General features: G+C 60.0%; 16 protein-coding genes and 1 riboswitch. Of the genes, 8 read left to right on the forward strand and 8 right to left on the reverse strand.

Features of this window, described 5'->3' with window-relative positions; translation table 11 throughout:
* Positions 1–29 precede the first annotated feature (29 nt).
* Positions 30–812 (reverse strand): 4,5-DOPA dioxygenase extradiol, encoded by a 783-nt coding sequence (ygiD, locus tag ACMGGW_RS19720; protein WP_025304317.1) that lies wholly within the window; start codon positions 810–812, stop codon positions 30–32.
* A 325-nt stretch (positions 813–1,137) separates the two neighbouring features.
* On the opposite strand from ygiD, the gene ACMGGW_RS19725 reads away from it, so the two are divergent.
* Entirely contained in the window at positions 1,138–2,670 is a 1,533-nt protein-coding gene (locus ACMGGW_RS19725) for an alkaline phosphatase (protein ID WP_197832248.1), read from the forward strand.
* Between the two features lie 53 nt (positions 2,671–2,723).
* Here ACMGGW_RS19725 and ribB read toward each other — a convergent pair whose 3' ends face one another.
* Positions 2,724–3,377, reverse strand: coding sequence for a 3,4-dihydroxy-2-butanone-4-phosphate synthase (gene ribB / locus ACMGGW_RS19730; protein WP_004937218.1), 654 nt, complete (start codon positions 3,375–3,377; stop codon positions 2,724–2,726).
* Between the two features lie 109 nt (positions 3,378–3,486).
* Positions 3,487–3,647, reverse strand: a riboswitch (FMN riboswitch).
* A 147-nt stretch (positions 3,648–3,794) separates the two neighbouring features.
* On the opposite strand from ribB, the gene ubiK reads away from it, so the two are divergent.
* Positions 3,795–4,070 carry a ubiquinone biosynthesis accessory factor UbiK gene (gene ubiK / locus ACMGGW_RS19735; protein ID WP_025304319.1) on the forward strand — a complete coding sequence of 92 codons (276 nt, stop codon included), beginning with the start codon at positions 3,795–3,797 and terminating at the stop codon, positions 4,068–4,070.
* Between the two features lie 61 nt (positions 4,071–4,131).
* Here the strand turns inward: ubiK and hldE are convergent, their stop codons facing one another.
* The 3 genes from hldE to ACMGGW_RS19750 all read right to left on the reverse strand — a co-directional run bounded on the left by hldE (position 4,132) and on the right by ACMGGW_RS19750 (position 9,830).
* Positions 4,132–5,562, reverse strand: coding sequence for a bifunctional D-glycero-beta-D-manno-heptose-7-phosphate kinase/D-glycero-beta-D-manno-heptose 1-phosphate adenylyltransferase HldE (gene hldE / locus ACMGGW_RS19740; RefSeq protein ID WP_019453075.1), 1,431 nt, complete (start codon positions 5,560–5,562; stop codon positions 4,132–4,134).
* Positions 5,563–5,639: 77 nt separating this feature from the next.
* A complete protein-coding gene (gene glnE / locus ACMGGW_RS19745) occupies positions 5,640–8,477 on the reverse strand; it encodes a bifunctional [glutamate--ammonia ligase]-adenylyl-L-tyrosine phosphorylase/[glutamate--ammonia-ligase] adenylyltransferase (protein WP_049208361.1) in 2,838 nt (945 codons plus the stop codon).
* Positions 8,478–8,522: 45 nt separating this feature from the next.
* Entirely contained in the window at positions 8,523–9,830 is a 1,308-nt protein-coding gene (locus ACMGGW_RS19750) for an inorganic triphosphatase (RefSeq protein WP_025304321.1), read from the reverse strand.
* Positions 9,831–10,108: 278 nt separating this feature from the next.
* On the opposite strand from ACMGGW_RS19750, the gene ACMGGW_RS19755 reads away from it, so the two are divergent.
* Together ACMGGW_RS19755 and ACMGGW_RS19760 are read left to right on the forward strand one after the other, a co-directional pair.
* The gene (locus ACMGGW_RS19755; protein WP_016930153.1) at positions 10,109–10,729 is read left to right on the forward strand and encodes a TIGR04211 family SH3 domain-containing protein; all 621 of its coding nucleotides are present in this window, start codon (positions 10,109–10,111) and stop codon (positions 10,727–10,729) included.
* Between the two features lie 122 nt (positions 10,730–10,851).
* On the forward strand, positions 10,852–12,096 hold the full coding sequence (locus ACMGGW_RS19760; protein WP_060448047.1) for a multifunctional CCA addition/repair protein: 1,245 nt from the start codon (positions 10,852–10,854) through the stop codon (positions 12,094–12,096).
* Positions 12,097–12,135: 39 nt separating this feature from the next.
* Here the strand turns inward: ACMGGW_RS19760 and bacA are convergent, their stop codons facing one another.
* A complete protein-coding gene (gene bacA / locus ACMGGW_RS19765) occupies positions 12,136–12,960 on the reverse strand; it encodes an undecaprenyl-diphosphate phosphatase (RefSeq protein ID WP_420279527.1) in 825 nt (274 codons plus the stop codon).
* A 132-nt stretch (positions 12,961–13,092) separates the two neighbouring features.
* Positions 13,093–13,452, reverse strand: a complete 360-nt coding sequence (folB, locus tag ACMGGW_RS19770) for a bifunctional dihydroneopterin aldolase/7,8-dihydroneopterin epimerase (protein ID WP_004937203.1) — start codon at positions 13,450–13,452, stop codon at positions 13,093–13,095.
* Positions 13,453–13,559: 107 nt separating this feature from the next.
* Between folB and plsY the strand changes: the two genes are divergently transcribed.
* Complete coding sequence (gene plsY / locus ACMGGW_RS19775) at positions 13,560–14,204, forward strand: glycerol-3-phosphate 1-O-acyltransferase PlsY (protein ID WP_047729813.1); 645 nt, start codon at positions 13,560–13,562, stop codon at positions 14,202–14,204.
* Positions 14,205–14,234: 30 nt separating this feature from the next.
* Here the strand turns inward: plsY and tsaD are convergent, their stop codons facing one another.
* Entirely contained in the window at positions 14,235–15,248 is a 1,014-nt protein-coding gene (gene tsaD, locus ACMGGW_RS19780; RefSeq protein ID WP_060434597.1) for a tRNA (adenosine(37)-N6)-threonylcarbamoyltransferase complex transferase subunit TsaD, read from the reverse strand.
* A 325-nt stretch (positions 15,249–15,573) separates the two neighbouring features.
* Between tsaD and rpsU the strand changes: the two genes are divergently transcribed.
* The 3 genes from rpsU to rpoD all read left to right on the forward strand — a co-directional run bounded on the left by rpsU (position 15,574) and on the right by rpoD (position 19,673).
* Positions 15,574–15,789, forward strand: coding sequence for a 30S ribosomal protein S21 (gene rpsU, locus ACMGGW_RS19785; RefSeq protein ID WP_001144069.1), 216 nt, complete (start codon positions 15,574–15,576; stop codon positions 15,787–15,789).
* A gap of 136 nt (positions 15,790–15,925) precedes the next feature.
* Complete coding sequence (gene dnaG / locus ACMGGW_RS19790; protein WP_197832247.1) at positions 15,926–17,674, forward strand: DNA primase; 1,749 nt, start codon at positions 15,926–15,928, stop codon at positions 17,672–17,674.
* 157 nt (positions 17,675–17,831) lie between these two features.
* The gene (rpoD, locus tag ACMGGW_RS19795) at positions 17,832–19,673 is read left to right on the forward strand and encodes an RNA polymerase sigma factor RpoD (RefSeq protein ID WP_043142056.1); all 1,842 of its coding nucleotides are present in this window, start codon (positions 17,832–17,834) and stop codon (positions 19,671–19,673) included.
* Positions 19,674–19,722: the final 49 nt, after the last annotated feature.

Here is a 19,722-nt window from a genome sequence, read left to right on the forward strand (position 1 = left end):
AACGCCAGTCTCTGACTGGCGTTTTTTATTTACCCCACCTGCACCGACAGCATGCTCAGCGCCCCCATTTCGATACCGTCGATCGGCACGCTGATGGCCTCTTTTCCATCCCAGCCGCCAAGCACGTACAGCAATGGCAGATAGTGTTCCGGCGTCGGATTCGACAACGCCGCGCCCTCATGGCGCATGAAATCCACCAGCGGGTGGTTGTCGCCTCGATAGCGCAGGTTATCCCGTACAAAGTTATTGAACGATTCCGCCCACGGGTAGGCGCTGGTATCGCCCTGCCATTTCACCATGCGCAGGTTGTGTACCACGTTGCCGCTGGCGACGATCATCACACCCTCATCCCGCAGCGCCGCCAGTTTACGACCCAGCTCATAGTGATAGGCTGCCGGCTGCGTGCCGTCGACGCTGAGCTGCACCACCGGGATATCGGCATTGGGATACATCTTGATCAATACGCCCCAAGTACCGTGATCCAACCCCCACTCACCGAGATCGGCCGTCACCGGCACCGGCGCCAGAATGTGCTGCAGCTGCGTGGCCAGCGCGGGAGAGCCCGGCGCCGGATAACGGGTATCAAACAGCGCCTGCGGGAACCCGCCGAAGTCGTGAATGGTTTTGGGCTTTTCCATCGCAGTGACCGCAGTGCCACGGGTATACCAATGCGCAGAAACCGCCACGATCGCCTTCGGCCGCGGCAATGACTCACCCAACGCACGCCATGCCCGGGTGTAACGGTTGTCTTCCAGCACGTTCATCGGGCTACCGTGGCCAAGAAACAGTGCCGGCATACGAGAGGTGTTCATAGTGGGATCCTCAGTTCAAATTGTGCTATGCCGCTACATTACGCGCTTTGACGCATCAACACAGCCGGATAACCGTGATGAAGATATTCAATAAATTTGAAATAAAAGCCGGAAAAATAGACTGGCAAACAAAAATTTAAAAAATGCATATTTTTCAAATGATTAATAATCAACGTGAATACCATGGCATTACTGCCACACAGATCTAATTTGTGAACAATTTATGTACTCTTTGTTAACGCGATCTATACACTCCTCCTTCAGTCGACAGGGTGTTGGCAGCCCGTCGGCGCTACGGGAATCACGTCTCACCAAGGAGGAATTCATGTTCAGACTCACACTGGCAACCCGCCTGGCGCTTTCCATGACCTTGTTCGCCACGGGGGCAGTCGCCGCCGGCGCGGTGGACAACGCGCCGCTGACGCAGCGCGAAGACCCTTACTTCCTTCAGGCGCAAGCCCAGCTGCAACAGCGGCTGAAGCAGACGCCAAACACCAACCGCGCCAAAAACGTCATTCTGGTGGTCGGTGACGGCATGGGATTTTCCACCGTGACCGCCGCCCGCATTTTTGAAGGGCAGCAGCGCGGCGTGGATGGCGAGTCCAACGTGCTGGCCTGGGAAGCCTTCCCCTATTTGGCGGCGGCCAAAACCTATTCCGCCGACGCCCAAATCACCGACTCCGCGCCCAGCGCGGTGGCAATGACCACCGGCGTCAAAACCATCAACGATCTGATGGGCCTCAACCATACGGCCACCCTCAACAATTGCGAGGATCAGCAAACCAAGGCCGTCACCACGCTCTGGGAGATGGCCGCAACGCTCGGCATGGCCACCGGCGCCGTGACAACCGCGACCATTACCCACGCCACGCCGGGCGCCACCTATGCCCATATCGCCAACCGCGACTGGGAGTCTGACGCCAAAATGCCGGCGGACGCCCTGGCCGCAGGCTGCCGCGACATCGCGCGCCAGCTGGTGGAAATGAAATACGGCAACGGCCTGAACGTGGCGATGGGCGGTGGGCGCGCCAACTTCCTGCCCGACAGCGTGAGCGATCCGGAATATCCCAGCAAAACAGGCGCCAGAAAGGATGGTCGCGACCTGACGCAGGCCTGGCTGCAGCGCTACGGCGAGCGTGGGCAATACGTATGGAATAAGGCACAGTTCGATAAAATCGAGTCGGGTAAGGTCGACCACCTGTTGGCCCTGTTCGAGCCATCACACATGAACTTCGAGCACGATCGACGGCAAGACGCGGCGGGAGAACCTTCACTGGCAGAGATGACCGGCAAGGCCATCGATATTCTGGCCAGGAATCCCGAAGGCTATCTGTTGCTGGTAGAAGGCGGGCGCGTCGATCACGGCAGCCATAACGGCAACGCCTACCGCACACTGAGCGACGCGGTCGCCCTGAACGAGGCGGTGAAAACCATCGTCGGCAAGGTCAACCTGGACGAAACGCTGGTGATCGTGACCGGCGATCACAGCCACACGCTGACCATCGCCGGCTATGCCAAGCGCGGCAATCCTATCCTCGGCATTTCCGTCGGCGTCGACGGTAAACCTCGGCTGGGCAGCGACGGCAAGCCCTACACCACCCTCGGTTTCGCCAACGGCCCCGGCGGCACAATCCCGCTGGCCGAGCGCCCGGCATTGACCATGGAGCAAACCACCGCGCCCGACTTTATTCAGCCGGCGCTGGTGCCGCTGAAAAGCGAGACGCACGGCGGGGAAGATCTCGGCATCTACGCCATCGGCCCCTGGGCGCATCTGTTCCAGGGTACGGTTGAGGAGAACTACACCTTCCACGTGATGAATTACGCCAGCCGCATCGGCGAACGCCTGTCAAAACGGTAGCCACAAAAAAAGCCGCGTAACGCGGCTTTTTTATCGTTGAAAGCGGCCGGCTATCAGCTGGCTTTTTTCTCGTGCGCCTGGCGGTAGGCCACCAGATCTTCGATGGTCAGCACTACCATGTCGTGCTGTTTGGCGAAGGTAATCACTTCCGGTGCATGCGCCATGCTGCCATCGTCGTTGGTCAGTTCACACAGCACGCCGGCAGGTTTGAAACCGGCCATGGAGACCAGATCGATGGTCGCTTCGGTGTGGCCGCGACGGCTCAGCACGCCGCCCGGCTGCGCACGCAGCGGGAACACGTGGCCCGGACGGTTCAGGTCGCTCGGCTTGGCGCTGTCTGCCACCGCCGCGCGGATGGTGGTCAGGCGATCGGAAGCGGAAACCCCGGTGGTCACGCCCTGCGCCGCTTCGATGGTCACGGTGAAGGCGGTCTGGAACTGGCTGGAGTTGTTGGTCACCATCATCGGCAGCTCAAGCTGCTGACGGCGTTCTTCGGTGATGCACAGGCACACGATACCGCTGCCGTGGCGAATGGTCAGCGCCATCTGCTCAACGGTCATGGTTTCCGCGGCGAAGATCATGTCACCTTCGTTTTCACGATTTTCATCATCGAGCACCATTACGCCGCGCCCGTTGCGCAGTGCGTCAATCGCGCGTTCAACGCGTTCTGTCGGCGTGCCGAAGTCTGAAAGTAGCGTCTGATTCATGGTAAAAAACCTCATTAAAAATTATGGATTACCAGAACCAGGGCGATCTTGAGGAGTAGCTAGCAATAGCTAAAAAAATAACGCAAGCGGGCGCATGCCCGGCAGATACCGTTACTCTCTCCCATCCGGACTATAACCGTCGGCCCCGGAATTACACCGGATCTGCTGACCTCTAACCGGCCTTTACAGGCTGGCTGAGCGCTCGCGGGCTTTCACCGTAGAAGGTGATTTACCGCCGGTGGGGACTTTCACCCCGCCCTGAGAATAAGCAAGATGACTATAACGCTAATGGATAGACAGGGCAATTGGCAAAAGCACAATTCGGCCACGCGCGGCGAATGCGCTTAATGGTGTTTATCCGGCGGGCAACTCGCATTACACTAAGCGGCAGCTATTAAACTCTGAAAGGGATACGCCATGATTGACCCGAAAAAAATCGAACAAATCGCACGCCAGGTTCATGAGTCCATGCCTAAAGGCGTTCGTGAATTCGGGGAAGACGTTGAGAAAAAAATCCGTCAGGTCCTGCAATCGCAGTTGACCCGCCTGGATTTGGTTAACCGCGAAGAGTTCGACGTGCAGACTCAGGTGCTGTTGCGCACCCGCGAGAAGCTGGCGCTGTTGGAACAGCGCATGGCCGAGCTGGAAAGCAAACTGAGCACGGCGCCGGCAGCCAAGCAGGAAGACGAATAATTTCCGCCAAGGGCGCGCACCTGTATGAACCGCGCGCCCTTGTTCTTTAGATTACCCGGCGTTAGCCGCGCCCGTCTTTAATCGCTTTGATGATGTTGGTGGTCGACAGGCCGTCTTCAAAGTTCAACACTTTGACATCGCCGCCGTTGGCCCACACTTCCGCACTGCCGGCAATCTCTTCCGGTTTGTAATCGCCGCCTTTCACCAGCAGATCCGGCAGAATGTCGGCGATCAAGCGCTGCGGCGTGTCCTCTTCGAACGGCACCACCCAATCCACCGCTTCCAGCGCGCCCAGTACAATCATGCGGTTCTCCAGCGCGTTGACCGGGCGTGTTTCCCCTTTCAGGCGCTTGGTCGACGCATCGCTGTTCACCGCCACGATCAGGCGATCGCCCAGCTTGCGGGCGTTGGCCAGATAAGAGACGTGGCCGGCATGCAAAATGTCGAAGATGCCGTTGGTCATCACCACTTTTTCGCCGCGCTGACGCGCCTGCGCGACGGCATGCTTCAACTGCGCTTCGGTCATCACGCCAAAACCGGTTTCGGCGCGGCCACGCACCGCGTTTTCCAGCTCGATCGGTGACACGGTGGAGGTACCGAGCTTGCCCACCACCACGCCGGCGGCAGCGTTGGCCAGGAAACAGGACTCTTCCAGCGAGTTACCGGCGGCCAGCGAGGCGGCCAGCACACCGATCACGGTGTCGCCGGCGCCGGTCACATCAAACACTTCCTGCGCCTGGGTCGGCAAGTGCAGCGGTTCAACGCCCGGCTGCAACAGCGTCATGCCGTGTTCTGAACGGGTAACCAGCAGCGCCGACAGCTCGAAATCCGCCACCAGCTTCATACCGCGTTCCACCAGTTCCGCTTCATCCTTGCAGTGGCCCACCACCGCTTCGAACTCGGACAGGTTCGGCGTCAGCAGCGTCGCGCCGCGATAGCGCTCGAAATCGGACCCTTTCGGATCGATCAGCACCGGCACCTTGGCGGCGCGCGCCAGTTGGATCATGCCCTGCACCTGGCTGAGCGCGCCCTTGGCGTAATCGGACAGCACCAGCGCGCCGATCTGCGGCAGCGCCTGCTGAATACGCTCCAGCATCGGCTGTGGATCAACGTTGGAGAAGCCTTCTTCGAAGTCGAGACGGATCAGTTGCTGGTTGCGGGACAGCACGCGCAGCTTGGTGATGGTCGGATGGGTCGGCACCGAGACGAAGTCGCAGCGCACGTTGACTTCATTCAGCTTGGCGCTCAGCGCCCGCGCCGCATCGTCGATGCCGGTCAGGCCCACCAGACGGGAAGTGGCGCCCAGCGAAGCGATGTTCATCGCCACGTTAGCCGCGCCGCCGGGACGCTCTTCGATGGTATCGACCTTGACCACCGGCACCGGGGCTTCCGGTGAAATGCGGCTGGTCGGCCCATACCAATAGCGATCCAACATGACGTCACCGACCACCAGCACACCGGCGCGGCGAAAATCAGGCAGCGTAACTTTCATCCGATAACTCCAAAAAAGAACAAAATTTTAGTGGCGCAGATATTACCACAGACCGCCGGAATACCCGCAAAAAGGTATTAATCCAGCCATTTGGCCCAGCTGGCGCGTACCTGTTCGCGCTCGGCGGCAAACAGCCCGCTGCCGACCTTGCCGGAATGTTCCTGCAGCGCCAGGTGGTGGATCTCGTCGCGCATGGTGACATAGGCCTGGGTCAGCGCGCGCGCTTCCTCTTCCGGCATGATGTCGTAATTGGCCATCAGCTCGAAGATGCGCACGTTGTCCGACCAACGCGTCAGGCGCGGTTCACCCGGCGCATAGCGTAAGACCAGATATTGGGCGATAAATTCGATGTCGGTTATGCCGCCCTCATCGGTTTTGATATCAAACAGATCGCGCTGCTTGCTGCCGAGATGGTTGCGCATCTTTTCGCGCATCTCGCGCACTTCGCGCTTCAGGGTCTGCGCATCGCGCGTTTTGCACAGGATCTCGCGCCGGATTGCGTCAAACTGCTGATGCAGCGCCGGATCACCATGCACGATGCGCGCACGCACCAGGGCCTGATGCTCCCAGGTCCAGGCTTCGTTTTGCTGGTAGTCGGCGAACGCTTCGACGGTGCTGACCAGCATCCCCGCCGCACCGGAAGGCCGCAGACGCGCGTCAACCTCATACAGAATGCCGGAGGAGGTGCGGGTGCTGAACAGATGCATCACCCGCTGTGCCAGCCGCAGGTAGAACTGACGGCCGTCGATGCAGCGATCGCCGTCGGTCATCACTTCCGGCGGGCAATCCAACAGGAACACCAGATCGAGGTCGGAACTGTACCCCAGCTCCCAACCGCCCAGCTTGCCGTAGCCGATCACCGCAAAGCCGCGCCCTTCGCGTTCCTGCAGATGGGTCGGCTGGCCGTAACGCGCCACCATGTCGCTCCAGGCCTGTTGCACCACCGCGTCGATGATCGCCTCCGCCAAATAAGTCAGGTGATCGCTCACTTTCATCACCGGCAGCGCGCCGGCGATATCCGCAGCGGCGATGCGCAGCTGCTGCGCCTGCTTGAACTGGCGCAGCGCCTCCAGCTTTTGCTCTTCGTCGTCTTCCGGCACCCGCAGCAGATACTGGCGCAGTTCGCTGCGGTAGGCGTCCAGCGCCACCGGCTGATACAGCGTGGCCGGATCCAGCAGCTCGTCCAGCAGCAGCGGGTAACGCGACAGCTGGTTGGCAACCATCGGCGACGCGGCGCACAGGCGGATCAGATGGCTGAGCGCCGCGTGGTACTCCACCAACAATTCGAGGTAGGTGGTGCGGGTGACGATGCTGAGCAGCAGCTGCGCCAGCCGCACCAGCGCGGTCGGCGCGTCCTGCCGCGGGCATACCTCCGCCAGCAGGCGCGGCATCAGCTGATCGAGCACGTCGCGGCCGCGCGGGCCGATGGTGCGCTTGTCGACGTCGTGACGAAAATCGGCGATGGTGCGCAGCATCTGTCGGCGCCCCTCTTCATCGAGGTGCGGCGTCAGCGGCGCCAGCTCGTTCTCCTCCAGCGCGTCCTGCCACAGGCTGTGGTAGTGCTGGTAATCGGGATCTTCGCCGACATCCGGGCTATCGTCGCCGATCAGGTCGTCGAACACCGCGCGCACCGCCTGCATGTGCGCGTCCAGCGCCGCCATCAGCGCCGGCCAATCCGCCAATCCCATGCCGTAGGCCAACCGCGCCTGATCGAGTGCCTCCTGCGGCAGCGTCTGGGTTTGCTGATCGCCGATCGCCTGCAGCAAGTTCTCCAACCGCCGCAGGAACAGGTAGGCGGCGCTCAGCGCCCGCACCTGCTCGGCCTCCAGCAGCCCCAGCTCACCCACCGCCTGCAGCGTCGGCAGCAGCGAACGCCCCTGCAGCGCCGGCTCGCGGCCGCCGCGGATCAGCTGGAATACCTGGGTAATGAATTCGATTTCGCGAATGCCGCCGGCGCCCAGCTTGATGTTGTCCTTCAGGCCGCGACGCCGTACTTCACGGGCGATCATGCCCTTCATGTTGCGCAGCGACTGGATGACGCTGAAATCGATGTAGCGGCGGAACACGAACGGCCGCAGGGTTTTGCGCAGCTCCTGGCTGTAGGCGTCTTCCGCCCCGCCCATCAGGCGCGCCTTCACCATCGCATAGCGCTCCCAGTCGCGCCCCTGCTCCTGATAATAATCTTCCAGCGCCGCGAAGCTCATCACCAACGGGCCGCTGTCGCCGAACGGCCGCAGCCGCATGTCGACGCGATAGACGAAGCCGTCGATGGTCTGTTGATCCAGCGCCTTGATCAGCCGCTGGCCGAGGCGGGTGAAGAACTGGGCATTGTCCAGCTCGCGCCGCCCGCCCTGGGTTTGACCATTTTCCGGGTAGGCGAAGATCAGATCGATATCCGACGAGAAATTCAGCTCGCCGCCGCCCAGCTTGCCCATGCCGAGGATCAGCAGCGGCTGCGGTTCGCCGGCGGCGTTGCACGGCGTGCCCCACTCGCGGCAGCAGGTTTGGTACAGCCAGTCGCGGGCGCTGACGATCAGCGTCTCCGCCAGCCCGCTCAGCTGCAGCAGCGTTTCTTCGGTCGAACACAGCCCCTGCGCCTGCGCCCAGGCGATACGCACCAGCGTCTCGCGGCGAAACAGGCGCAGCGTGCGCATCAGCTGCGCTTCGTCACGCACCTCTTCCAGCTCGTCCTGCAGCCAGGCGGCATAGTGTTGCCACTCGCCGGGCGCCGGCGGCTGCTCGCGCAGCGTCGCGAGCCAGGCCGGCTGTGCGAGCAGCGCGTCGCTGACGAAGTCGCTCGACGCCAGCACCCACTGCTCCTGCTCGCTAAAGGCGCTGTCCGCGCCGTGAACTTCCTGAAAACGCTGCACAACCTGCTGTGCCTGAGCCTGTAACGCGGCTGAAAGTGGCGACATAGTGTATGACCCGTTCTGCGGCCCACGGCTGGCGGGCCGACTGGATTAACGAAGCGCGCCGTTTAACCAGAATGGCGCATGCGATAAGGCCTGTTTGCGGCTGGCTTCATACCAGCCCTGGCGGCGCTCGCTCAGCGCCGCCTGCAACTCGCGCCAGGCGTCGATATAAGGCCCGGTCTGCTCGTCGGGGTAAGCGCCCGACAGCAGGATCAGCGCCGAAATCTGACGCGTCAGGCGCGGCAATTGTTCCTGATATTCATCTTCGTTCAGCGTACGGCTGAAGGCTTCTTTCAGCTCCGCGCCGCTGCGCCCCAGCATGATGTCGCTAAAGCGTTTGAAAGAACCGTCCAGCTTGGTCTGCCCTTTGGCATCGATAAACGGCCTCCAGGCGCCGCTCACCAGCCATGATGTGAGCGCCAACTTACATTGCAGGTAAGCTGTGCTGTAGCACAGGGTCTCTGGTTGCGCGGCTTTATCCGCCAACAATGGTTCGAGTTCGGTCAGACGGGCGCGCAGATCGGCGCTGGCCTTGCGCGGCACCAGGCCGCCGAAGATCACCAGCGCCTGGCGGATCGTGCCGACCGCTTCGATGACCGCCCCGCGCGCCTGCGCGTCGCCGCGCAGCCACAGCTCTTCATGGTACTGCCAGTGGTTCAGCGCCAGTTCGAAGGCGGCGATCATCCCCTGCTCCACGGTCGCCTTCGCCGCCGGCTTCAGCACCTGCAGCGAGCGCACCTCGCGCGGCGGATTGCCCTGCGCCAGGTGGTAACCACGCGCCGCCTTGCTCAGGCTGCCCTGACGCAGCCCATCGTGCGCCGCCAGCTCACCGGCCAATGCCAGCAGATCGGCGGTGTTGCCTTTCAGCAACTCCAGTTCTATCTCGCTCAGGGCTTCGCTGAGATCACCGGCGCGCACCTCACCCTGATCCAGGCCAATCTCTATCTCACTTTGGCCGTAAGTAACCACCCACTTCTCACGCACAAAATCGGTACGGAACAGCGGTTGCAACGCCTGCTGCAGCGCCGCGATATCGCAATCCTGCGGCCAGATGTCGGCAGGAAACTGCGCCAGCGCCAGCTGCGGTTCGGCGATGGCGACATTGTATTCCGGGCGCTGGTGCAGGCCGGCCACCACTTTACCGGCGGTTTTGATGGTCATCTCATAGCGATCGTCGAAACCGCGAATGCGCAGCCCCATGTCGTGACGGCGCAGGAAGTTGTCGGCCGTTTCGAAGTAAATGTTGGTCAGCTTTTGCGGCGCGGAATGCTGATGCGGCCAGGCGGCGAGCCAGTGTGGCAGAGCGGCCACCGCTTGCGGCGCGGCGATGAATTTCAGTTCAATTTCAACGGTCATAATTCTTTAACACCAATAAGTTACGCATTCGCGTCGGTTTCAGCGCGGCGCGCTCGGCCCGCCGTATGCTGCCCACTGACGCACAGTTGCCGTTATCTTACCGCGATTCCCGGCGCCTTAACCCTGCTAACTGTAGAAAAAACCTGTTACGTTATAAAACGCTGCGCAACTCACAGAATCAGCCACAGTAAGATAGTTCTCATTCCGGTTTTGGCGTTGCGTCGTCAGACTGAACCCTCTACTATCGTTCCATAAATTCACCCAGAAACGATGAACTAATGCAGAAATTACGCCTGATTTTCCTTGCCGCGCTGAGCTTCAGCATCACTTGGGCCGCACATGCCGAAGATAAACGCTATATCTCCGATGAGTTAAGCACTTATGTCCATAGCGGCCCAGGTAATCAGTACCGTATTGTCGGCACTCTGAACGCCGGTGAAGAAGTGACCCTGCTGAGCGTCAACGACAGCACCAATTACGGCCAGATCCGCGATCCCAAAGGCCGCACCACCTGGATCCCGCTCGATCAGCTCAGCCAGACGCCAAGCCTGCGCACCCGCGTGCCCGAGCTGGAACAGCAGGTGAAAACCCTGACCGACAAACTGGCCAACATCGATAACACCTGGAACCAGCGCACCTCGGAAATGCAGGAAAAAGTCGCGGGCAGCGACAGCACCATCAGCAGCCTGCAGAAGGAAAACCAGGATCTGAAAAACCAGCTGGTGGTCGCGCAGAAGAAGGTCAACGCCGTTAACCTGCAGCTCGACGATAAACAGCGCACCATTATTCTGCAGTGGTTCATGTACGGCGGCGGCGTTGCCGGCGTCGGTTTGCTGTTGGGTCTGCTGTTGCCGCACCTGATCCCGCGCCGCAAGAACAACAATCGCTGGATGAACTGATCTCAGTATCGTTCAGTTTGAGTATGGGCGCCTGCGGGCGCCCTTTTCATTGGTGCCGACATCCCGCGGTCAATTCATGTAATCTGATAGACAGAGCCTTACACGATATTCAGGAGTCAACAGTGCAGATTTATCTGGTCGGCGGCGCCGTTCGCGACAGCCTGCTCAATATTCCGGTGGTCGATCATGATTGGGTGGTGGTGGGCGCCACGCCGGCAGAGCTGCTGGCATTGGGTTACCAACAGGTCGGCAAAGATTTCCCGGTGTTCCTCAACCCCGATTCTCATGAGGAATACGCGCTGGCGCGCACGGAGCGCAAATCCGGCCAAGGGTACACCGGTTTTACCTGCTATGCCGCGCCGGACGTCACGCTGGAGGAAGATCTGCTGCGGCGCGATCTGACCATCAACGCCATCGCCCGTTCCGCCGAAGGGGAGCTGATTGACCCTTACGGCGGCGTGGCCGATCTGCAGGCGCGCGTGCTGCGCCACGTTTCCGACGCGTTCGGCGAAGATCCGCTGCGAGTACTGCGCGTGGCGCGTTTCAATGCCCGCTTCGCCCACCTGGGTTTTCGCATCGCCGACGAAACGTTGGCCCTGATGCGCCAAATGGCGCACGGCGGTGAACTGGCTGCGCTGACCGCCGAACGCGTCTGGAAGGAAACCGAAAAGGCGCTGCAAAGCCAGAGCCCGCAGGTCTATTTTCAGGTGCTGCGCGATTGCGATGCGCTGGCGGTGCTGTTCCCGGAAATCGACGCGCTGTTCGGCGTGCCGGCCCCCGCCAAGTGGCACCCGGAGATCGACACCGGCGTGCACACGCTGATGGCGCTGGCGATCGCCGCCCGCCTCACGCCGGAGGTGGACGTGCGCTTCGCCACCCTGTGCCATGACCTCGGCAAAGGGTTGACGCCAAAAGAGTTCTGGCCGCATCACCACGGCCACGGCCCGGCGGGCGTACGGCTGGTCGAGGCGCTGTGCCAGCGGCTGCGGGTGCCTAACCCGGTGCGCGATCTGAGCAAGCTGGTGGCCGAGTACCATGATCTGATCCACACCGTGAACAAGCTGCGGCCGGAGACCCTATTGAAGCTGTTCGACGCCATCGACGTCTGGCGCAAGCCCCAGAGGCTGGAGCAGATGATCCTGACCAGCGAAGCGGACGCGCGCGGACGCACCGGCTTTGAGAAGAATCCCTATCCGCAGGGCGACTATCTGCGCCAGGCGTATCAGGTGGCGAGCGCGGTATCGATTAAAGAGGTGGTAGCCAGCGGGCTGCAGGGCACCGCGATCCGCGACGAGCTCAAACGCCGCCGCCAGCAGGCGCTGGCCGAGTGGAAGCTCACCCAAACGATTATCAACGATCAGGCATAAAAAAACCCCGCAGAGCGGGGTTTTTTCTTGGTATCGGGCTTACAGGAACACCATGTAAACCACGGCCGCCACGATAAAGCGGTAGATGGCGAACGGCACGAACGAGATGCGTTTGATCAGCGACAGGAAGGTCTTGATCGCAATCAGCGCCACCACGAAGGCAGTAACGAAGCCGACGGCAAACATCGGCAGATCGCCCCAGGTCAGGAAGTGCAGGCTCTTGTACAGATCCAGGCCGCTGGCACCAATCATCATCGGCACCGCCAAAATGAAGGAGAACTCGGACGCCGCATAGCGGTTCACGCCAACCAGCATACCGCCGGCGATAGTGGAACCCGAACGGGAGAAGCCCGGCCACAGCGCCAGGCACTGGAAGCAGCCGATCATGAACGCCTGGCGGTAGGTGATGTCATCCAGCCCTTCCGCGCTCGGTTTCTTCGGCTTCAGCCATTCCGCCGCCAGCAGCAGCAGACCGCCGACCACCAACGCATACATCACGTTTTTCGGCGCGAACAGCGACTTGATGAAATCATGGAAGGCCAGGCCCAGCACCACCGCCGGGATCATCGCCAGCAGGATGTGCCCCAGCTTCAGCTGACCGCTGGTTTTGCCCTCGTGCTTCACCGGCTTGCCGCCGAAATGGATGCCGATCAGGCCGAACAACCGGCGCCAGAACATCACGACGACGGCCAGGATCGACCCCAGCTGGATGATGACTTCAAAGGTTTTGGCTTTGTCGCCGGTAAAGCCCAGCCACTCGCCAACGATAATCATATGCCCGGTGGAAGACACCGGCAGAAATTCGGTTAACCCCTCGACAACCCCAAGAACAAACGCAATAAACAGTGAATGCATGTCAGCCATGTGCTTCGCTCACCCTATAAAATAACGGCTATCACATAAAAAAGCGGCAGTGCTTAAAGACAATGCCGCTAAAACAATTCTCAGGATTAAGACCAGCTTAACGGTCTTTCGTTGCAAGCAGATGACATAAAATCATGCGGGACGAGTGCCGCGCTCAATGATCACGCCGACCCGATTGGCATGTGCTACAGCGCCCGGTTTGCTGACCTTAATACGGACCCACGGGGAATTGAAGCGCTGAAGCAAAATTTCAGATATTTCCTCCGCCACGCGTTCCACCAGGGCGAAGCGGTTCGACTCCACGTGTTGGATCACGGCATCGCTGACGTCGGCATAGCTCAGACAGTCAGTTACGTCGTCGCTGGCGGCGGCCGGCCGGTTATCCCAGCCCATTTCGATATCGAACACCAGCTTCTGACGAATGCCCTGTTCCCACTCATAAACGCCAATGGTGGTAATTACGGTAAGCTCTTCAATAAATACGATATCCATCACGTCATTCTCTGTTTTTGGCCTTGCCGGATACCACTTCCAGCGGAATGTGCGTATTATCCATAGATGTTGCGAGTAAAACGACCATTATTAAACGGAACCGCGTTATGAGTGCTACCGCGCTTGGCATGATTATCTTCGCGTATCTGTGCGGCTCGATTTCGAGCGCGATCCTGGTTTGCCGGATCGCCAGGCTGCCGGACCCGCGTGAGCATGGCTCAGGAAATCCCGGGGCGACCAACGTCCTGCGCATCGGCGGCCGGCTGGCGGCGGCGGCGGTGCTGGTGTTCGATATTCTGAAAGGGATGTTGCCGGTCTGGCTGGCCTACAAACTCGATGTACCGCCGCTGTACCTCGGCCTGACGGCAATCGCCGCCTGTCTGGGGCACATCTATCCGGTGTTCTTCCACTTCCGCGGCGGTAAAGGCGTGGCGACGGCGTTTGGCGCCATCGCGCCTATCGGCTGGGATCTGACCGGCCTGATGACCGGCACCTGGCTGTTGACGGTGCTGCTCAGCGGCTACTCTTCGCTCGGCGCCATCGTTAGCGCGCTTATCGCCCCGTTCTACGTCTGGTGGTTCAAACCGCAGTTCACCTTCCCGGTAGCGATGCTCTCCTGCCTGATCCTGATGCGGCATCACGACAATATCCAGCGCCTGTGGCGCGGCCAGGAAGGCAAGATTTGGGGCAAGTTCCGCAAGAAGAAAAACCAGGCGGATGCGGATAACGGCGACCAGCCGAAAGACGAATAACAGAAGGGCCGGATTATCCGGCCCTTTGCTTTATACCGCAGGCAGTTCCGCCAGCGGCCAGCGCGGCCGCACCGAAACGCTCAGCTCCGGGTTGGCGCCGCTCTTCAGCCGCACCATGCCGGCATAGGCGATCATCGCGCCGTTGTCGGTGCAAAATTCCGGGCGGGCATAGAATACCTCCCCACCGCGCTTGTGCATCATCTCCGCCAGCTTGGCGCGCAACGTGCGGTTGGCACTCACGCCGCCGGCCATCACCAGGCGTTTGAAACCGGTCTGCTCCAGCGCGCGTTTGCACTTGATTGCCAGCGTGTCCACCACCGCATCCTCGAAGGCGCGGGCGATGTCGGCACGCGTCTGATCGTCGTTGCCGTTGGAGCGAATGGTGTTGGCGGCGAAGGTTTTCAGCCCGGAGAAGCTAAAGTCCAGCCCCGGACGATCGGTCATCGGCCGCGGGAAGGTGAAACGCCCCGCCGTGCCCTGCTGCGCCATCTTCGACAGCATCGGCCCGCCGGGATAATCCAGGCCGAGCAGCTTGGCGGTTTTGTCGAACGCTTCGCCGGCGGCATCGTCGATCGACTCGCCCAACAGTGCATACTCACCGATGCCGGTGACGCTGATCAGCTGAGTGTGGCCACCGGAGACCAGCAGCGCGACGAACGGGAACGCCGGCGGGTTATCTTCCAGCATCGGCGCCAGCAAGTGGCCTTCCATGTGGTGTACCGGCACCGCCGGCACGTTCCAGGCGAACGCCAGCGCACGCCCGACGGTAGCGCCGACCAGCAGCGCGCCTACCAGGCCCGGCCCGGCGGTATAAGCCACGCCGTCGATATCGGCCGGAGTCAGGTTGGCCTCTTTCAGCGCCGCCTGAATCAGCGGCACGGTTTTGCGCACGTGATCGCGGGAGGCCAGTTCCGGCACCACGCCGCCGTAGTCGGCGTGCAGCTTCACCTGGCTGTATAATTGGTTGGCCAACAAACCGGTTTGATCGTCATACACTGCAATTCCGGTTTCATCGCAGGACGTTTCTATACCCAGTACTCGCATTACATTTCCCATCATTCACGTGCGGCCGCCAGTCTACCACATTCCGCCGCATTTACCGCCGATGCGGCGCATCTTGTCACCGGCTTGCGCCTATGTCGATGATTCATCCAGAAAATGCCCGAGCGATTAAATACGAGCATTTTTTTCTGATTAGTCTATAATCAGCGCCCGGTGCAAAATTGCGCACGTTGCGGCAGAGCGACGCGGGTTTCAATTTGCTGTGATGCTTTACAAAGCAGCATCCATTGGAGTAAAATTCCGCACCATTTTGAAAAGGCTGGCGCTTGGCCAGCAGCAAACCGAATTTTATTGAGGTGAGAGGCACATGCCGGTAATTAAAGTACGTGAAAACGAGCCATTTGACGTTGCTCTGCGTCGTTTCAAACGCTCTTGCGAAAAAGCGGGTGTTTTAGCTGAAGTTCGTCGTCGTGAGTTTTATGAAAAACCAACTACCGAACGTAAACGCGCTAAAGCTTCTGCTGTGAAACGTCACGCGAAGAAACTGGCTCGCGAAAACGCACGCCGCACTCGTCTGTATTAATTCTTCGGGGGCAACCCCACCGCGTGAATTTCTGATTTTCAAAATCGCGCAGACCGAGTAGTTGCATACGAAGGCCGTGCTTTCCGAAAGGAATGCGCGGCTTGTTCTCGTTTATAGGCTAATGAAGTAAGGGCTTATGGCTGGACGAATTCCGCGCGTATTTATCAATGACTTGCTGGCTCGCACCGACATCGTCGATTTGATCGACGCCCGCGTGAAGCTCAAGAAGCAAGGCAAGAACTACCACGCGTGCTGTCCGTTCCACCACGAAAAGACGCCTTCCTTTACCGTTAATGGCGAAAAGCAGTTTTATCACTGTTTTGGGTGTGGTGCGCACGGCAACGCCGTCGACTTTTTGATGAATTACGACCGACTCGAGTTTGTCGAAACCATCGAAGAGCTGGCGACCATGCACGGGCTGGAAGTGCCTTACGAAGCGGGCACCGGGCCGACCCAGATCGAACGCCATCAGCGCCAGAGCCTGTACCAACTGATGGAGCAGCTCAGCGCGTTCTATCAACAGTCACTGCAGCAGTCCTCCGGGGCACCGGCGCGCAGCTATTTGCAGCAGCGCGGATTAAGTGACGACGTTATTCGCCATTTCGCCATCGGCTTCGCGCCGGCGGGATGGGACAACGCCCTGAAGCGTTTCGGCCGCGATGCCGACTCGCGCCGCGCATTGAACGATGCCGGCATGCTGGTGACTAACGATCAGGGGCGTTCGTACGACCGTTTCCGCGAACGGGTGATGTTCCCCATCCGCGACAAGCGCGGGCGCGTGATCGCCTTCGGCGGCCGCGTGCTGGGCGACGGTATGCCGAAGTACCTGAACTCGCCGGAAACCGAAGTTTTCCATAAGGGCCGCCAGCTGTACGGCCTGTATGAAGCACAGCAGAACCACCCTACCCTCCAGCGGCTGCTGGTGGTGGAAGGGTATATGGACGTGGTGGCGTTGGCGCAATTCGGCATCGATTATGCCGTCGCCTCGCTCGGGACCTCGACGACGGCTGAACACATTCAGCTGCTGTTCCGCGCTACCGACAACGTCGTTTGCTGCTACGACGGCGACCGCGCCGGCCGCGAAGCGGCCTGGCGGGCGCTGGAAACCGCGCTGCCGTACCTGAACGATGGGCGCCAGCTGCGGTTCATGTTTTTGCCCGACGGTGAAGACCCGGACACCCTGGTGCGCAAAGAAGGTAAAGAAGCCTTCGAACAGCGAATGGAGCAGGCGCAGCCGCTGTCCACGTTCCTGTTCGAAAGCCTGCTGCCGCAGGTGGATTTGAGCAGCCTGGACGGGCGCGCCAAGCTGAGCACGCTGGCGCTGCCGCTGATTACTCAGGTGCCGGGCGAAACGTTGCGCTTGTACCTGCGTCAGGAGCTCGGCAACAAGCTGGGGCTGCTGGACGACAGCCAGCTCGACAAGCTGATGCCCAAGCAGGCGGAAAATGCGAATCCTTATCAGGCGCCCCAGCTAAAACGCACAACCATGCGTATACTGATAGGGTTACTGGTGCAAAATCCGCAGTTGGCTACACTTATCCCTTCGCTGGAAGGGTTGGAGCAGACCAAACAGGCGGGATTGCCGCTGTTCGTCGAACTGGTGCAGACCTGTTTGGCGCAGCCGGGCCTGACGACCGGGCAATTGCTGGAGCTGTATCGCGACAACAAATTCAGCCAGCAGCTTGAAACCTTGGCGACATGGAACCATATGATCGTTGAGGACATGGTCGAACAGACCTTTTTGGATACGTTGGCCAGCCTGTACGACTCGGTGCTCGAGCAACGGCTGGAAACGCTGATCGCCCAGGCCAGAACGCGCGGCCTGAGCCCGGAGGAACGTGAGGAAGTCCGTTCTCTCAACCAGGTTTTAGCGAAGAAAAACTGAATACCAAACGGCTTAAGTGCCGATAATTGCGAGGGCAGAGCCCTGCACAGTGCCGCCATAGTGGGCCGCGGCGATAACGAAAACGCCCCAAATGCTATTGTTGGCGGTTTCGCCGACCGACACCAACCTAAATACTCTGAAGTGTGGATACCGTCTTATGGAGCAAAACCCGCAGTCACAGCTGAAGCTACTTGTCACCCGTGGTAAGGAGCAAGGCTATCTGACCTATGCTGAGGTCAATGACCATCTGCCGGAAGATATCGTCGACTCCGATCAGATCGAAGACATCATCCAGATGATTAACGACATGGGCATCCAGGTGATGGAAGAAGCACCGGACGCCGATGACCTGCTGCTCGCCGAAAACTCGAACAGCACGGACGAAGATGCGGAAGAAGCCGCCGCACAGGTTCTGTCCAGCGTGGAATCCGAAATCGGCCGCACCACCGACCCGGTGCGCATGTACATGCGCGAAATGGGTACCGTCGAACTGCTGACGCGCGAAGGCGAAATCGACATCGCCAAGCGCATCGAAGACGGCATCAACCAGGTGCAGTGCTCGGTTGCCGAATACCCGGAAGCCATCACCTACCTGCTTGAGCAGTACGATCGCGTCGAAGCGGGCGAAGCGCGCCTGTCCGATCTGATCACCGGCTTCGTCGATCCTAACGCGGAAGAGGACATCGCCCCTACCGCGACCCACATCGGTTCTGAACTGTCGAGCGAAGAGCAAGACGACGACGAAGAAGATGAGGACGCCGAAGACGACGACACCGAAGACGACAACAGCATCGATCCTGAGCTGGCGCGTCAGAAGTTCGCCGAGCTGCGCGATCAGTATGAAGCGACGCGTCTGGTGATCAAAAAGAACGGCCGCAGCCACGCCAGCGCAGCGGACGAGATCCTGAAGCTGTCTGAAGTGTTCAAGCAGTTCCGCCTGGTGCCGAAACAGTTCGACTTCCTGGTCAACAGCATGCGCACTATGATGGACCGCGTTCGCACCCAGGAACGCATCATCATGAAGCTGTGCGTTGAACAGTGCAAAATGCCGAAGAAAAACTTCGTCACCCTGTTCGCCGGCAACGAAACCAGCGATTCCTGGTTCGAAGCCGCAGTGGCGATGGCCAAGCCATGGTCGGAAAAGCTGAAAGACGTTGCCGAAGACGTGCAGCGCAGCCTGCAGAAACTGCGTCAGATCGAAGAAGAAACCGGCCTGACCATCGAGCAGGTCAAAGACATCAACCGTCGCATGTCGATCGGTGAAGCGAAAGCCCGCCGCGCGAAGAAAGAGATGGTTGAGGCCAACCTGCGTCTGGTTATTTCCATCGCCAAGAAATACACCAACCGCGGCCTGCAGTTCCTGGATCTGATCCAGGAAGGCAACATCGGCCTGATGAAAGCGGTAGACAAGTTCGAATATCGCCGCGGCTACAAGTTCTCGACGTACGCCACCTGGTGGATCCGTCAGGCTATCACCCGCTCCATCGCCGATCAGGCGCGCACCATCCGTATTCCGGTGCATATGATTGAGACCATCAACAAGCTCAACCGTATTTCGCGCCAGATGCTGCAAGAGATGGGCCGCGAGCCGACGCCGGAAGAGCTGGCCGAGCGCATGCTGATGCCGGAAGACAAGATCCGCAAGGTGCTGAAGATCGCCAAAGAGCCAATCTCGATGGAAACGCCGATCGGCGACGACGAAGATTCGCATCTGGGCGACTTCATCGAGGATACCACCCTCGAGCTGCCGCTGGATTCCGCGACCTCAGAGAGCCTGCGTTCCGCTACCCACGATGTGCTGGCCGGCCTGACCGCGCGCGAAGCGAAAGTGCTGCGCATGCGTTTCGGTATCGACATGAACACCGACCACACGCTGGAAGAGGTAGGCAAGCAGTTTGACGTTACCCGTGAGCGTATTCGTCAGATCGAAGCCAAGGCGCTGCGCAAGCTGCGTCACCCGAGCCGTTCCGAAGTGCTGCGCAGCTTCCTGGACGATTAAGTCCGGCTGCCGCACCAAAAGCAAAAACCCCGGCTTGCCGGGGTTTTTT

The organism is Serratia sp. BNK-4 (assembly GCF_048685115.1).
Taxonomy (GTDB): Bacteria; Pseudomonadota; Gammaproteobacteria; order Enterobacterales; family Enterobacteriaceae; genus Serratia; species Serratia bockelmannii.

Bases quoted from the DNA above. Each gene is read 5' to 3' on its own strand.
- dnaG (WP_197832247.1), top strand. From the start codon at position 15,926: ATGGCTGGACGAATTCCGCGCGTATTTATCAATGACTTGCTGGCTCGC.
- ACMGGW_RS19725 (WP_197832248.1), top strand. From the start codon at position 1,138: ATGTTCAGACTCACACTGGCAACCCGCCTGGCGCTTTCCATGACCTTG.
- ACMGGW_RS19755 (WP_016930153.1), top strand. From the start codon at position 10,109: ATGCAGAAATTACGCCTGATTTTCCTTGCCGCGCTGAGCTTCAGCATC.
- folB (WP_004937203.1), bottom strand. From the start codon at position 13,452: ATGGATATCGTATTTATTGAAGAGCTTACCGTAATTACCACCATTGGC.
- rpsU (WP_001144069.1), top strand. From the start codon at position 15,574: ATGCCGGTAATTAAAGTACGTGAAAACGAGCCATTTGACGTTGCTCTG.
- ygiD (WP_025304317.1), bottom strand. From the start codon at position 812: ATGAACACCTCTCGTATGCCGGCACTGTTTCTTGGCCACGGTAGCCCG.
- hldE (WP_019453075.1), bottom strand. From the start codon at position 5,562: ATGAAAGTTACGCTGCCTGATTTTCGCCGCGCCGGTGTGCTGGTGGTC.
- ribB (WP_004937218.1), bottom strand. From the start codon at position 3,377: ATGAATCAGACGCTACTTTCAGACTTCGGCACGCCGACAGAACGCGTT.
- ACMGGW_RS19750 (WP_025304321.1), bottom strand. From the start codon at position 9,830: ATGACCGTTGAAATTGAACTGAAATTCATCGCCGCGCCGCAAGCGGTG.
- bacA (WP_420279527.1), bottom strand. From the start codon at position 12,960: ATGGCTGACATGCATTCACTGTTTATTGCGTTTGTTCTTGGGGTTGTC.
- rpoD (WP_043142056.1), top strand. From the start codon at position 17,832: ATGGAGCAAAACCCGCAGTCACAGCTGAAGCTACTTGTCACCCGTGGT.
- tsaD (WP_060434597.1), bottom strand. From the start codon at position 15,248: ATGCGAGTACTGGGTATAGAAACGTCCTGCGATGAAACCGGAATTGCA.
- glnE (WP_049208361.1), bottom strand. From the start codon at position 8,477: ATGTCGCCACTTTCAGCCGCGTTACAGGCTCAGGCACAGCAGGTTGTG.
- plsY (WP_047729813.1), top strand. From the start codon at position 13,560: ATGAGTGCTACCGCGCTTGGCATGATTATCTTCGCGTATCTGTGCGGC.
- ubiK (WP_025304319.1), top strand. From the start codon at position 3,795: ATGATTGACCCGAAAAAAATCGAACAAATCGCACGCCAGGTTCATGAG.